The organism is Pseudomonas entomophila, from assembly GCF_029193575.1.
GTDB lineage: Bacteria > Pseudomonadota > Gammaproteobacteria > Pseudomonadales > Pseudomonadaceae > Aquipseudomonas > Aquipseudomonas entomophila_G.
On the sequence record NZ_JARGCS010000024.1, the window covers coordinates 57,056 to 70,061 of the forward strand.

A 13,006-nucleotide genomic window follows, 5' to 3' on the forward strand; every position below is an offset into this window, starting at 1 on the left:
ATCGCGGGGCACGCACAGGCGCGTCATGCTTGCTGGCGAACCACCCGCCGGTGGCAATCCTCCGGCCCCAGCACCCGCCCATCCCGCGCCCGCACCTGCAACCGCTCCACCGGCTGCCCCTTGCCGTTGTCCAGCAACGCTGAACGCGCCTCGCCTGCGTCGAACAGATACCGTTCCCCCCACTGGCGCAAGCCAACCACGATGGGAAACACCGAGCGGCCTTTCTCCGTCAGCGCATATTCCTTGTAGGCACTGCCGTCCGACGCCGGGCGCAATTCCAGCAACCCGCTCTCGACCAGCAGCTTCAGGCGCGTGGTGAGGATGTTCTTCGCCAGGCCGAGGTTCTTCTGGAACTCACTGAAGCGCCGCACCCCATCGAACGCATCGCGCAGGATCATCAGCGCCCAGCGCTCGCCCAGTACCTGAAGGGCACGAGCCACGGGGCATTGAAGGTTGTTGTCATCGAGCATGGTGTCGCCCCTGTTGGTCAATCTGGTTGCAGATTAAAACCAGGTTTGCTAAATAGCCAGCATGTGGTTTCAATTTGAAACCAGAATGCCCAGGGAGGCGCCCATGTCATCCACCCAGCCCCACCTTCAGCTCACCCGTTCGCTGACCCTGCTGCTGTCCGCCGCTTGTGCCTTGGCAGTGGCCACGGTGTATTTCGCCCAGCCCCTGCTCGAAGCCATGGCCGCCAGCCTGGCGGTGCCGACGCGGCTGATCGGCCTGGTGGTCGGCGCGACCCAGGCCGGGTACGCCCTGGGCCTGCTGCTGATCGTGCCGCTGGGCGACCTGTTCGACCGCAAGCGCCTGATCATCGGCCAGTTGCTGCTGTCGGCGCTGGCCTTGCTGGCGGTTGGCCTGGCCCAGGCCTGGGCGGCGTTGCTGGCGGCCATGGGCATGGTCGGGTTGATGGCGGTGGTGGTGCAGGTGATGGTCGCCCACGCCGCGACCCTGGCCACGCCGGCGCAGCAAGGGCAGGCGGTGGGCACAGTGACCAGTGGCGTGGTGCTGGGCATCCTGCTGGCGCGGCTGGTGGCAGGCGGCGGCGCTGACCTGGTGGGCTGGCGCGGGGTCTATTTCGCCGCGGCCGGGTTGGCGCTGGGCATGGCGCTGTGGCTCTGGCGGGTGATGCCCAGTGCGCGGCCTGTGGCACGGCGACAGGGCTACCTGGCGCTGCTGGGCTCGGTGCTCGAGCTGTACCGCCATGATCGCCTGCTGCGTCAACGTGGCGTGCTCGCGTTGCTGGTGTTCGCGGCGTTCAGCGTGCTGTGGAGCAGCCTGGTGCTGCCGCTGAGCGTGGCGCCATGGCGGTTGAGCCCGGCGCAGGTCGGGTTGTTCGGCTTGGCGGGCATTGCCGGGGCGCTGGCTGCCTCACGTGCCGGAGGCCTCGCTGACAAGGGGCTGGGGCAGCGCACCACGGGGCTGGCGCTCGGGCTGCTGACGCTCTCGTGGTTGCCGATCGGGTTCGCGGGGCAGTCGTTGTTGGCGCTGGTGTTGGGCGTGGTGTTGCTGGATCTGGCAGTGCAGGCGGTGCATGTGACCAACCAGAGCCTGTTGCTGGCGGGGCGGGGGGAGATGGCCAGTCGTTTGGTCGGGGCCTACATGTGCTGTTACTCGGTCGGCAGTGGCGTGGGCGCAGTGGCGGCGAGTTGGCTGTATGGGCAGTGGGGATGGATGGCGGTGTGCGGGTTGGGGGCGGGGATAAGCGCGGGGGCCTGGGTGTATTGGTGGGGAATGCGGCGTGGTTGAGGGCCCTATCGCGGGGCAAGCCCGCTCCCGCAGGATCGCCACCGTTCGCGATAGCGGTGCTGTACCTGCGGGAGCGGGCTTGCCCCGCGATGCGGTTTAGAACTTGTAGCCGATCCCGACCATGTACACCCACGGGTCGACATCCACATCGACCTTGGTCTTGCCCACGCCCAGGGCGGTCGGGCCATCGAGGGTGGCTTTAGTGTCGATGTCCACGTACCACACCGCGGCGTTGACCAGCAGGTTGTCGGTCAGCAGGTAGTCCATGCCCAGTTGGCCGGCCAGGCCCACCGAGTTCTGCAGCTTCATGTTGCTGAAACCCTGCTGCTTGCGTGCGCTGCTGAGGTCTTCATCGAAGAACAGCGTGTAGTTGATGCCGATGCCGGCGTATGGCTGGAACTTCGACGAGGCTTCCATCGGGTAGTACTGCAGCGACAGGGTCGGCGGCAGTTGCTTGATGTCGGCCAGCTTGCCGTCCAGGCCGCCGCCCAGGCCCTTGACGCCCACGGTGTGCTTGAACGGGGTGGCGGCGAGCAGCTCGAGGCCGATGTGGTCGGTGAGCATGTAGGCGAAGGCCAGGCCCAGCTGCGTGTCGCTGTCCAGGGTCGCCTTGGTGCCCGAGACCTTGGCGCCGTCGAGCTTGAGGTCGCTGCTGCTTTCGTTCGGCGCGGTGGTGATGGCGCCGGAACGGAGGATGAAGTCACCCGCCTGATAGGCATGGGCGACGGGTGCTGCGAGCGCCAGGGCAACCAGCGAGGCGCCGAGCAAGGACTTGTTCATGGGGGCTCCCAAAAGGACGTGAGTAATCAAGTAGTCCAATGGTAAGGAGCCGATTAAACAGAAAGTTTGACCCAGCTCAATGAAGCCGCGTCATGGGGTGGACGTAGTTCTCATTTCAGCTCGTAAGCGTAGATTTTCTCGGCTTCCATCTGGTAACCGGCATCGGCCAGCTCGCTGCTGGTGGCCTTGACCTGCATGCGGCCCTCGATCCAGTAGGGCTGGTAGAGGTCTTCGACGCGCACGCCCATCTCGCTGAAGATGTGCACGATCTGGTTGGACGGCGGCGGCGGCACGTGGATGCACGCGCCGTAGTACGGCACCAGCAGGAACTCGGTGGTGCGCCCTTCCTCGCTGACCTCCAGCGGCACGATGTAGCCGGGTAGCTTGACTTGCTGGCCGTCCAGCGCCTGAACCACCGGCGCGTTGGGCGACTGCTGGCGGGCGGCGGGGGCGGACTCGGCGGCCAGGGCGTCGCCGAGCGAGCTGCCCATCTGCGACAGGTCGTGCAGCGGCGTCAGCTGCGGCGGGACCACCGGCGCGCCCTCGGGGATCAGCGCTGGCCAGTCCAGCTCACGCGGCTCGCCCGCCCAGGCCGGGATGATCAGCACCAGCAACAGCAGCAGGAGGATCTGCAGCGCCTTCTTCGCGGGTAAACCCGCTCCCTCAGGCGCGGGGGTGTTTGCAAGCTGGCTGAACATGAACATCTCTCAGAGGTAAATCGACAGGCCATCCGCCAGCGACTGCCGATACGCGCGCCAGGCTGGCACGCTGCCCATCAGCAGCGCCGCGCCAAGGATAACTGCCAGCAGCGTCCATTCGTGAGCGCTCGGCAGCGCCAGGGGCAGATACAGCCCGTAGTTGGCCTGCACGTAGCCTTGGGCCAGGGCGATGCCCGCGTACAGCAGGCCCAGCCCGGCGACGATGCCGGTCAGCGCCAAGGCCAGCGCCTCGAGCACCAGCAACCCGGCGATATGCCAGGGCCGCGCGCCCACCGAGCGCAGGATGGCCATCTCCCGGCGGCGTTCGTTGAGGCTGGTGAGGATCGCCGTGAGCATGCCGATCAGCCCGGTCAGCACCACGAACAGCGAGACCACGAACAGCGCCTGCTCGGCGGTGCCCATCAAGCTCCACAGCTCCTGCAGGGCGACCCCGGGAAGGATCGCCAGCAGCGGCTCGCCCCGGTACTCGTTGATTTCCCGTTGCAGGCTGAAGGTCGCGACCTTGCTGTTAAGGCCCAGCATGAACGCGGTGATGGCGCTCGGTTGCAGGTCCATGGTGCGGGCCTGGTCGGCGCTGATGCGCCCCGCGCCCCGGGCCGGCACGCCGTTGTGCCAGTCGACGTGGATCGCCTCCATGCCCGCCAGGCTGATGTGCAGGGTGCGGTCCACCGGGGTGCCGGTGCGTTGCAGCACGCCGACCACGGTGAACGGCTTGTCGTCGTGCTTGACCAGGCTGATCGCCGCCACGCCATGGGCCAGCACCAACTGGTCGCCGAGCGTGTAGTGCAGCGCCTCGGCCACTTCGGCGCCGAGCACCACCTCGAACGGGTCGTCGGCGAACGGGCGGCCCTGGCTCAGTTGCAGGTGCTGCTGGCGGCCGTACTGGTAGTGGCTGAAATAGTCGCCGGTGGTGCCCATCACCCGGTAGCCGCGGTGCGAGTCGCCCAAGGAAATCGGGATGGCCCACTTCACCCGTGGGTCCTTGGCGTAGTGCTGGTAGCTGTCCCAGCGGATGTTGTTGGTGGCGTTGCCGATGCGGAACACCGAATACAGCAGCAGGTTCACCGAGCCCGAGCGGGCGCCGACGATCAGGTCGGTGCCGCTGAGGGTGCTGGCGAAACTGGCGCGCGCCTCGGTGCGCACCCGTTCGACGGCCAGCAACAGGCACACCGACAGGGCGATGGCGAAGGCGGTGAGAAAGGCGGTGAAGCGGCGGTTGGCCAGGCTGGCCAGGGCAAGGCGGAGCAGGTACATCAGGCCTCCCGGGGCTTGGCGGCGCGGTTGAGCTCGGTCAGGGACAGGTGACGGTCGAACAGCGGCGCCAGGCTCTGGTCATGGCTGACGAACAGCAGGCTGGAGCCGGCGGCGCGGCATTCGTCGAACAGCAGGCGGATGAACGCCTCGCGGGTGTCGGCATCCAGCGCCGAGGTCGGTTCGTCGGCGATCACCAACTCGGGCTGGCCGATCAATGCGCGGGCGGCGGCGACCCGCTGCTGCTGGCCGATCGACAGGCTGTCGGCGCGCCGCGCGAGCAGCGCCGGGTCGCCCAGGCCCAGGTGGGCGAGCAGTTGCTCGGCCGCCTGGTCGATGCTGCCATGGCGCTGGATGGCGCGTTCGGCGCGGCTTTTCGAAAAGCGGCAGGGCAACTCGACGTTTTCCCGCACCGACAGGAACGGCAGCAGGTTGAACTGCTGGAAGATGTAGCCGGTGTGGTCGACGCGGAAGCGGTCGCGCTCGCCCTGGCCAAGTTCGCCAAGCTCCTGGCCGAGCAGGCGGATGCTGCCCTGGCCCGGCCGGTTGACCCCGCCCAGCAGGCCGAGCAGGGTGGTCTTGCCGCTGCCGCTGGGGCCCTTGAGGAACAGCGCCTCGCCGACCTCCAGGCGGAACTCGGGAATGTCCAGCAACGCTGGCTGGCCGGGCCAGGCGAAGCCCAGGCCGTGCAGTTCGATCAGCGGTTTGCGCATGTCAGAAACTGACCACGGCCTTGGCCGGCGTGGTTTCGACGCCTTTCTGGCCGTTCGGGCCGATCAACTGCACATTGATCTTCTGGGTTTGCGGAAAAGCCTTGTACAGCGGCGCCAGGTCGATCTGCGTGAGTTTGGCCGGGGTGGCGCAGCTCAGCTGGTAATGCGCGTGGATCTCGCTGTGTTCGTGGTCATGGCCGTGCTCATGGTCGTGATCGTCGTCGCCATCATCGTCCTTGGCCGAGGGCTGGTCGCCGAACAGCGGGCTTTCCAGGTCCTGGTTTTCCTCCTTGCAGCCGGCGGCGCTGGCCAGGCCGAACAGTTTCAGCGGTTGTTCCAGCACCTGGCGGGCGGCGGCGACCTTGGCCTTGTCGGCGTCGGTGCTGGCAGCGTGCTCGAACCCGACCAGGTTCATCGCCGGGCTGTCCAGCTCCAGCTCCAGGGTGTTGCCGTCGAGCACCGCGTTGAGGCGGGCGACGCCATGCTCGTGGGCGCCCAGCGAGCCGTGTTCATGGTCGTGATCATGGTCTTCGTGGGCGTGGGCCACGGCGAGGGGGAGCAGGGCGAACGGCAGGGCGAGGAGCAGGCGGCGCATGGACGACTCCAGAAGCAGGGATGAGAGATTTTGCAATGTTATAACAACTTTTCGTGAGGGTGCCAGCCCGCCTGGCGCAGGTTTCATGTTCGTGGGAGCATGACGACCGTGCTTTTGACTCAAGGAACGCATCGTGAGAATTCGCGGACAGATCGGCGCCTGGCCGGTGGACCTGATCCTGGAGCTGTCGCCGGAGGAGTGGGCGCAGTTGGGGCGGCGCCTGGAGAGCCCGCCGGTGGCGGTGGAAACGCCCGTGGCGCCCGTGGTGGCGCGTCAGGACGATGGGCAGTGGGCGGCAGCCTGCGAGGTGCTGCGCCAGGCGGGTGCGCTCAGTGGGCCGGAATTGCTGGAGCGGCTGGAAGGGCTGGCCGGGAGCGTCGCGGCGGGCAAGCGGCTGTTGGTGCGGTTGCGCCATAGCGGCGAGGTGAAGGTGGAAAGCGGGGCGGATGCCCCGGTGTATCGCTGGGTGGGCTGAACAGCATCGCGGGGCAGGCCGGCTTCCGCAGGTACCCCGTTGCCCTGAGATCAGCGAGGTACCTGTGGGGCTCGCCCCGCGATTGGGCTGCAACGCAGCCCTGGCGATCTCAGAACATCGCCGCCGACAGCTTGCGGCGGTACACGCCGACCAACGGGTGGTCGCCCCCCAGCAGTTCGAACACCTGCAGCAGCGCCTTCTGCGGCAAGCCGTTCTCATAACCGCGATTACGCTGGAACAGCTTCAGCAGCCCGTCGAGCGCCGGCTCGTACTGCTGGCGTGCCAGTTGCTGGATGCTCAACTGGTAGGCCGCCTCGTCATCCTGCGGGTTCTGCGCCAGGCGGGTCTTCAGGTCGGCGACCTCCGGCAGGCTGGCGGCCTGGCGCAGGAAGGTCAATTGCGCCTTGGCGCCGGCCAGGGCGGCCTTGTGCTCGTCGGTCTTGACCGCGTCCAGCACCACCTGCGCCTCACCCAGCTCGCCGCGTTCGGCCAGGCAGCGGGCGTAGTAGATCAGCGCCTCGGCATTGCTGTTGTCTTCACCCAGCAGGGCCTGCAGCACGGCTTCGGCCTCGCTGAAACGGCTCTCGGCGAACAGTGCCTTGGCCTGTTCCAGCGGCGAGGCGCTGGGCGCGGCGGGCAGTTGCACATGGGGCTCGAGCATGGCGCGGATCGCCGATTCCGGCTGGGCGCCGGCGAAGCCATCGACCGGTTGGCCATCCTTGAACAGCACCACGGTCGGCAGGCTGCGAATGCCGAACTGGGCGACGATCTGTTGTTCCACGTCGCAGTTGATCTTGGCCAGCAGCAGCTCGCCCTGGTAGCCCTCGGCGATCTTCGCCAGCAGCGGCATCAGCGCCTTGCACGGCGCGCACCACTCAGCCCAGAAGTCCACCAGCACCGGCTTGTGGAAGGAGTTCTCGATCACCAGTTGCTGGAAGTTGGCATCGGTGGCGTCGAAGATGTACGGCGTGGCTTGGTTCATCGCGTTTCTCGAAAATCCGTCAATGGCGCCACTATAAAGGCTCGCGGCTGGCGTGGTACAGGCTGACCCGGCGGAATTCGTGCGGTTCGGCCAGGTCCGGCAGGGTCAGGGCGTCGAGCACGCCCAGCGGGCGGTACCGCGGGTGGTTGAAGTCGCGCACCCGCGAGTCGGCCACCAGCGCCTGGCGGCCACGGCTGAGAAACTGGTCGAGCAGCGGCAGGTTGGCACGGTCGTAGAGCACGTCGGCGACCAGCACCAGGTCGAAGCGGTCGGCCTCGGCGAAGAAGTCCTCGCTGTAGCCGAGCTCGACGCCATTGAGCGCCGCGTTGGCGCGGCAGGCGTCCAGCGCCAGCGGGTCGAGGTCGCAGGCCACCACTTCCAGCGCCCCGGCGCGTGCGGCGGCGATGCCGGCGATGCCGGAGCCGGCGCCGAAGTCCAGCACGCGCTTGCCGCGTACCCACTCGGGGCGCTCGGCCAGGTAGCGCGCCATGGCCAGGCCGCTGGCCCAGCAGAAGCTCCAGTACGGTGGCTCCTCGAGGATGCGCCGGGTTTCCTCGGCGTTGAAGGCGCGGTCCATGTTCTCGGCGTCGATCAGCCAGAGTTTCAGGTCACAACCCGGCAAGTCGCTGGGCACCAGACGGGCCTCGCCGATCAAGGCGCTCAGGGCCTGCTGCAAGTGCACAGGCGCCATTCACGGCGCCTTTTCGAAGCGCAGCGGACCGGTGGCCTGGGTTTCGGCCTGGGCGATGCGTTGCGGCGGCAGGTGCAGGATCAACTGCCCGGACTGGCTGGCGCGGCCACGCAGCTCGACGCGGGCGCCGGCGGGAAAGGCCTCGGGGTTGAAGCGCAGGCGGTAGGGCAGGGCCTGGCCGTTGCCGGTGAAGCTCTCGCTGGCCAGCAGGCGTTGCGGGCGGCCGCGTTCGTCGATCACCAGCAGTGCCAGCTCCACCTCGGCGCCGCGCGGGATTTCCAGCAGGGTGCCGCTCAACTCGCGCTGGTAGGCCGGTAGCGGGCCCAGTTCCTCGGCCGGCTTGACCACGGTTTTCGCGGGCACCGGCGCGGGTGGCAGGTCGGGCTTGGGGCGGTCGCTGCCGCAGGCGGCCAGCAGGCCGGCCAGGCTCAGCACGACGAGCGCTCGATGATGCATGGGGTAATCCTTCACGGGCAGATTTCTCAGGATGGTAACCCCTTTGGCTTGTCTTGCCAGTGGGATGCGCTACCATGGCCATCCCTTTTTTTGTTGCCTGCCACCATGCACTGTCCCTTTTGCGGTGCCAACGACACCAAGGTCATCGATTCGCGCCTGGTCGCCGAGGGCGAACAGGTGCGTCGTCGCCGTGAATGCGTCGCCTGCGGCGAGCGCTTCACCACCTTCGAGACCGCCGAGCTGGTGCTGCCGCGCCTGATCAAGCAGGACGGCACGCGCCAGCCGTTCGACGAGGACAAGCTGCGCGCCGGCATGCAGCGCGCGCTGGAAAAGCGCCCGGTGAGCGTCGAGCGCCTGGAAGCGGCGCTGGCGCACATCAAGCACCGGCTGCGCGCCACGGGTGAGCGCGAGGTCAAGTCGCTGGTGGTCGGCGAACTGGTGATGGCCGAGCTGCGCAAGCTCGACGAAGTCGCCTACATCCGTTTCGCCTCGGTCTACCGGCGTTTCCAGGACCTCGACGAATTCCGCGAAGAGATCGACCGCCTGGCCCGAGAGCCAGCCAAAGAGTAAGCATGCCCAGCCAGACCGCCATCCTCGACGCCCACTACATGGCCCGGGCCCTGGAACTGGCCCGCAAGGGCCTGTACAGCACCCACCCCAACCCCCGTGTGGGCTGCGTGATCGTGCGCGACGGCGAGGTGGTCGGCGAAGGCTGGCATGAGCGCGCCGGCGAGCCCCACGCCGAAGTGCATGCCCTGCGCCAGGCCGGCGAACGCGCCCGCGGCGCCACCGCCTACGTCACCCTCGAACCCTGCAGCCACCATGGTCGCACGCCGCCGTGCGCCGAAGCGCTGGTCAAGGCCGGGGTGGCGCGGGTGGTGGCGGCGATGCAAGACCCCAACCCGCAGGTGGCGGGCAATGGCCTCAGGCGCCTGGCCGAGGCCGGTATCGAAGTCGCCAGCGGCGTGCTGGAAAGCGAAGCCCGTGCCCTCAACCCCGGTTTCCTCAAGCGCATGGAGCATGGCCTGCCGTTCGTGCGGGCCAAGCTGGCCATGAGCCTGGACGGCCGCACCGCCATGGCCAGTGGTGAAAGCCAGTGGATCACCGGCCCTGCCGCCCGCGCCGCAGTGCAGCGCCTGCGCGCGCGCTCCAGCGTGGTGCTGACCAGCGCCCAGAGCGTGCTCGCCGACAACGCGCGCATGACCGTGCGCGGCGCCGAGCTGGGGCTGGATGCCGAACTGACCGCCCTGGCCCTGTCACGCCCGCCGCTGCGCGTGCTGGTCGACGGGCGCCTGCGCCTGCCGCTGGACGCGCCATTCTTCCAGGCGGGCCCGGCCCTGGTGGTCACCGCCCGTGATGACGACCCCCGCTACGCCGCCGCTGGCCATGAGCTGCTGAGCCTGCCCGGCGCCGACGGTCGCGTCGACCTGCCGGCGCTGCTCGTGGCCCTGGCCGCGCGCGGGGTCAATGAAATCCTGCTGGAGGCCGGCGCCGGCCTGGTCGGCGCCTTCGCCCAGCGCGGCCTGGTCGATGAATACCAGTTGTTCGTCGCCGGCACCTTCCTCGGCTCCGAGGCCCGCCCGCTGCTCGACTGGCCGTTGGCGACCATGAGCGAGGCGCCGCGCTTGAAGATCACCGGCATGCGCGCGGTTGGCGATGACTGGCGGGTCACGGCCATCCCCTTGCCCGCGCCCGGCGTATAATGCCTGGCTTGCCCCGCGCAGCCCGTCCCTGAGGAGCACACCATGTTCACCGGCATCATCGAATCCATCGGCACCATCCGCAGCCTGACCCCCAAGGGTGGCGACGTGCGGGTCTACGTAGAGACCGGCAAGCTCGACCTGGGCGACGTCAAGCTTGGCGACAGCATCGCCGTCAACGGCGTGTGCCTGACCGCCGTGGAGCTGCCTGGCGACGGTTTCTGGGCCGACGTCAGCGTCGAGACCCTCAAGCGCACCGCCATGGTCGACCTCAAGAGCGGCAGCCGGGTCAACCTGGAAAAGGCCCTGACCCCCACCACCCGCCTGGGCGGCCACCTGGTCAGCGGCCACGTCGACGGCGTCGGCGAGATCGTCTCGCGGGCCGATAACGCCCGCGCCATCCAGTTCCGCGTGCGCGCACCCAAGGAGCTGGCCAAGTACATTGCCCACAAGGGCTCGATCACCGTCGATGGCACCAGCCTGACGGTCAACGAAGTCGATGGCGCCGAGTTCGAGCTGACCATCGTCCCGCACACCCTGTCCGAAACCATCATGGCCGACTACCGCGCAGGTCGTCGGGTGAACCTTGAGGTCGACCTGCTGGCCCGTTACCTGGAGCGTCTGCTGCTGGGCGACAAGGCCGCCGAGCCGAGCAAAGGCAGTGGCATCACCGAAAGCTTCCTGGCCGCCAACGGCTTCTTGAAATCCTGATTGAGAAGGGGGTGCCGCGTGGCGCTCAACAGCATCGAAGAACTGGTCGAAGACATCCGCCAGGGCAAAATGGTCATCCTCATGGATGACGAAGACCGCGAGAACGAAGGCGACATCATCATGGCGGCCGAGTGCTGCCTGCCCGAGCACATCAACTTCATGGCCAAGCACGCCCGTGGCCTGATCTGCATGCCGATGACCCGCGAGCGCTGCGAAACGCTCAAGCTGCCGCTGATGGCGCCGCGCAACGGCTCGGGCTTCGGCACCAAGTTCACCGTGTCGATCGAGGCCGCCGAGGGCGTCACCACCGGCATCTCCGCCGCTGACCGCGCGCGCACCGTGCAGGCCGCCGCGGCCAAGGACGCCAAGGCCGAAGACATCGTCAGCCCCGGCCACATCTTCCCGCTGATGGCCCAGCCGGGCGGCACCCTGGCCCGCGCCGGCCACACCGAGGCCGCTTGCGACCTGGCGCGCATGGCCGGTTTCGAGCCGAGCGGCGTCATCTGCGAAGTGATGAACGACGACGGCACCATGTCGCGCCGCGCCGAGCTGGAAGTGTTCGCCGCCGAGCACGGCCTGAAGATCGGCACCATCGCCGACCTGATCCACTACCGCATGATCCACGAGCGCACCGTGCAGCGTGTCTCCGAGCAGCCGCTGGACAGCGAGCTGGGCCAGTTCAACCTGGTCACCTACCGCGACTCGGTCGAAGGCGACGTGCACATGGCCCTGACCCTGGGCAAGATCTGCGCCGAAGAGCCGACCCTGGTGCGCGTGCACAACATGGACCCGCTGCGCGACCTGCTGATGGTCAAGCAACCCGGCCGCTGGAGCCTGCGCGCGGCGATGAGCGCCGTGGCCGAGGCCGGCAGTGGCGTGGTGCTGCTGCTGGGCCACCCGCTCGATGGCGACGTGCTGCTGGCGCACATCCGCGAAAGCGCCGGCGAAGTGCACGCCAAGACCCCGTCCACCTACAGCACGGTCGGTGCCGGCTCGCAGATCCTGCGTGACCTCGGCGTGCGCAAGATGCGCCTGATGAGCTCGCCGATGAAGTTCAACGCGATATCCGGATTCGATCTGGAAGTTGTAGAATACGTGCCCTCCGAGTGACACAGGCGTAACGACCCGTCCTGCCGCTCGTGTCCAAACCCTCCCGCAGGCCGCCTAGAGCGGCCTCGCTCTTTAAGATGAGAACACCGGAATGACCCTGAAGACCATCGAAGGTACCTTCATCGCCCCCAAAGGTCGCTATGCTTTGGTGGTTGGCCGCTTCAACAGCTTCGTCGTCGAAAGCCTGGTGAGCGGTGCCGTTGATGCCCTGGTACGCCATGGTGTCAGCGAAAGCGACATCACCATCATCCGTGCCCCGGGCGCCTTCGAGATCCCGCTGGTGGCACAGAAGGTCGCCCAGCAAGGCGACTACAGCGCGATCATCGCCCTGGGCGCGGTGATCCGTGGCGGTACCCCGCACTTCGAGTACGTGGCGGGCGAGTGCACCAAGGGCCTGGCCCAGGTGTCCATGGAGTTCGGCGTTCCGGTGGCCTTCGGCGTGCTGACCGTCGACTCCATCGAGCAAGCCATCGAGCGTTCCGGCACCAAGGCCGGTAACAAAGGCGCCGAAGCAGCCCTGTCCGCCCTGGAAATGGTCAGCCTGCTGGCGCAGTTGGAGGCCAAGTGATTAGCGACGACAGCGATCGTTTCAACCCGCGCGATCCAAAACCCGCGGATGCCGGCAAGCCGTCGAAGAGCGCCAAGCGCCGCGAAGCGCGCAAGCTTGCCACCCAGGCCCTGTATCAATGGCACATGGCCCAGCATTCGCTGAACGAGATCGAAGCGCAGTTCCGGGTCGATAACGATTTCTCCGATGTCGATGGCGCCTATTTCCGCGAGATCCTGCACGGGGTTCCGGCGATCAAGGGTGAAATCGACAACGCGCTCAAGCCATGCCTGGACCTGGCCCTCGAAGAGCTCGACCCGGTCGAACTGGCGGTATTGCGCCTGTCCACCTGGGAGTTCATCAAGCGCGTCGACGTGCCGTACCGCGTGGTGATCAACGAAGGCGTGGAGCTGGCCAAGGTGTTCGGCGCCACCGACGGGCACAAGTTCGTCAACGGTGTGCTGGACAAGCTCGCGCCGACCCTGCGCGAAGCGGAAGTCAAGGCGAACAAGCGCTGATCGCAG

General features: G+C 67.6%; 17 protein-coding genes. 8 read left to right on the forward strand and 9 right to left on the reverse strand.

Annotated features, from left to right (window positions below):
• Positions 1-23: 23 nt before the first annotated feature.
• Positions 24-470 carry a winged helix-turn-helix transcriptional regulator gene (locus P0Y43_RS11415; protein WP_275637368.1) on the reverse strand — a complete coding sequence of 149 codons (447 nt, stop codon included), beginning with the start codon at positions 468-470 and terminating at the stop codon, positions 24-26.
• Positions 471-573: 103 nt separating this feature from the next.
• On the opposite strand from P0Y43_RS11415, the gene P0Y43_RS11420 reads away from it, so the two are divergent.
• Positions 574-1,752 carry an MFS transporter gene (locus P0Y43_RS11420; RefSeq protein ID WP_275637369.1) on the forward strand — a complete coding sequence of 393 codons (1,179 nt, stop codon included), beginning with the start codon at positions 574-576 and terminating at the stop codon, positions 1,750-1,752.
• 96 nt (positions 1,753-1,848) lie between these two features.
• Here the strand turns inward: P0Y43_RS11420 and P0Y43_RS11425 are convergent, their stop codons facing one another.
• From P0Y43_RS11425 to P0Y43_RS11445, 5 genes are all read right to left on the reverse strand, one after another.
• Positions 1,849-2,532, reverse strand: a complete 684-nt coding sequence (locus tag P0Y43_RS11425) for an OmpW/AlkL family protein (RefSeq protein ID WP_275637370.1) — start codon at positions 2,530-2,532, stop codon at positions 1,849-1,851.
• 110 nt (positions 2,533-2,642) lie between these two features.
• Positions 2,643-3,167, reverse strand: coding sequence for a DUF3299 domain-containing protein (locus P0Y43_RS11430; protein WP_345774562.1), 525 nt, complete (start codon positions 3,165-3,167; stop codon positions 2,643-2,645).
• Positions 3,168-3,239: 72 nt separating this feature from the next.
• Positions 3,240-4,505: an ABC transporter permease gene (locus P0Y43_RS11435; protein WP_275637372.1), complete on the reverse strand. Its 1,266-nt coding sequence runs from the start codon at positions 4,503-4,505 to the stop codon at positions 3,240-3,242.
• Positions 4,505-5,215: an ABC transporter ATP-binding protein gene (locus P0Y43_RS11440; protein ID WP_275637373.1), complete on the reverse strand. Its 711-nt coding sequence runs from the start codon at positions 5,213-5,215 to the stop codon at positions 4,505-4,507. Before P0Y43_RS11440 ends, P0Y43_RS11435 begins: the two co-directional genes overlap by 1 nt.
• Before the next feature lies 1 nt (position 5,216).
• On the reverse strand, positions 5,217-5,810 hold the full coding sequence (locus P0Y43_RS11445; RefSeq protein WP_275637374.1) for a DUF2796 domain-containing protein: 594 nt from the start codon (positions 5,808-5,810) through the stop codon (positions 5,217-5,219).
• A gap of 133 nt (positions 5,811-5,943) precedes the next feature.
• On the opposite strand from P0Y43_RS11445, the gene P0Y43_RS11450 reads away from it, so the two are divergent.
• A complete protein-coding gene (locus P0Y43_RS11450; RefSeq protein WP_275637375.1) occupies positions 5,944-6,285 on the forward strand; it encodes a hypothetical protein in 342 nt (113 codons plus the stop codon).
• 109 nt (positions 6,286-6,394) lie between these two features.
• On the opposite strand, the gene trxA is transcribed toward P0Y43_RS11450, so the two are convergent.
• The 3 genes from trxA to P0Y43_RS11465 are packed head-to-tail and all read right to left on the reverse strand — an operon-like array spanning position 6,395 to position 8,414.
• Positions 6,395-7,267 carry a thioredoxin gene (gene trxA / locus P0Y43_RS11455; RefSeq protein ID WP_275637376.1) on the reverse strand — a complete coding sequence of 291 codons (873 nt, stop codon included), beginning with the start codon at positions 7,265-7,267 and terminating at the stop codon, positions 6,395-6,397.
• Between the two features lie 31 nt (positions 7,268-7,298).
• Complete coding sequence (locus P0Y43_RS11460) at positions 7,299-7,958, reverse strand: class I SAM-dependent methyltransferase (protein WP_275637377.1); 660 nt, start codon at positions 7,956-7,958, stop codon at positions 7,299-7,301.
• Positions 7,959-8,414 carry a YbaY family lipoprotein gene (locus tag P0Y43_RS11465; protein WP_275637378.1) on the reverse strand — a complete coding sequence of 152 codons (456 nt, stop codon included), beginning with the start codon at positions 8,412-8,414 and terminating at the stop codon, positions 7,959-7,961.
• 105 nt (positions 8,415-8,519) lie between these two features.
• Here P0Y43_RS11465 and nrdR point away from each other — a divergent pair, with 105 nt between their 5' ends.
• From nrdR to nusB, 6 genes are all read left to right on the forward strand, one after another.
• Positions 8,520-8,984, forward strand: coding sequence for a transcriptional regulator NrdR (gene nrdR, locus P0Y43_RS11470; RefSeq protein ID WP_275637379.1), 465 nt, complete (start codon positions 8,520-8,522; stop codon positions 8,982-8,984).
• Between the two features lie 2 nt (positions 8,985-8,986).
• On the forward strand, positions 8,987-10,117 hold the full coding sequence (gene ribD / locus P0Y43_RS11475) for a bifunctional diaminohydroxyphosphoribosylaminopyrimidine deaminase/5-amino-6-(5-phosphoribosylamino)uracil reductase RibD (RefSeq protein WP_275637380.1): 1,131 nt from the start codon (positions 8,987-8,989) through the stop codon (positions 10,115-10,117).
• A gap of 42 nt (positions 10,118-10,159) precedes the next feature.
• Positions 10,160-10,825: a riboflavin synthase gene (locus P0Y43_RS11480; RefSeq protein ID WP_028690276.1), complete on the forward strand. Its 666-nt coding sequence runs from the start codon at positions 10,160-10,162 to the stop codon at positions 10,823-10,825.
• An 18-nt stretch (positions 10,826-10,843) separates the two neighbouring features.
• Positions 10,844-11,935, forward strand: coding sequence for a bifunctional 3,4-dihydroxy-2-butanone-4-phosphate synthase/GTP cyclohydrolase II (gene ribBA, locus P0Y43_RS11485; protein ID WP_275637381.1), 1,092 nt, complete (start codon positions 10,844-10,846; stop codon positions 11,933-11,935).
• 91 nt (positions 11,936-12,026) lie between these two features.
• Complete coding sequence (ribH, locus tag P0Y43_RS11490; RefSeq protein WP_186669179.1) at positions 12,027-12,503, forward strand: 6,7-dimethyl-8-ribityllumazine synthase; 477 nt, start codon at positions 12,027-12,029, stop codon at positions 12,501-12,503.
• Positions 12,500-13,000, forward strand: coding sequence for a transcription antitermination factor NusB (nusB, locus tag P0Y43_RS11495; protein ID WP_275637382.1), 501 nt, complete (start codon positions 12,500-12,502; stop codon positions 12,998-13,000). Before ribH ends, nusB begins: the two co-directional genes overlap by 4 nt.
• Positions 13,001-13,006 lie beyond the last annotated feature (6 nt).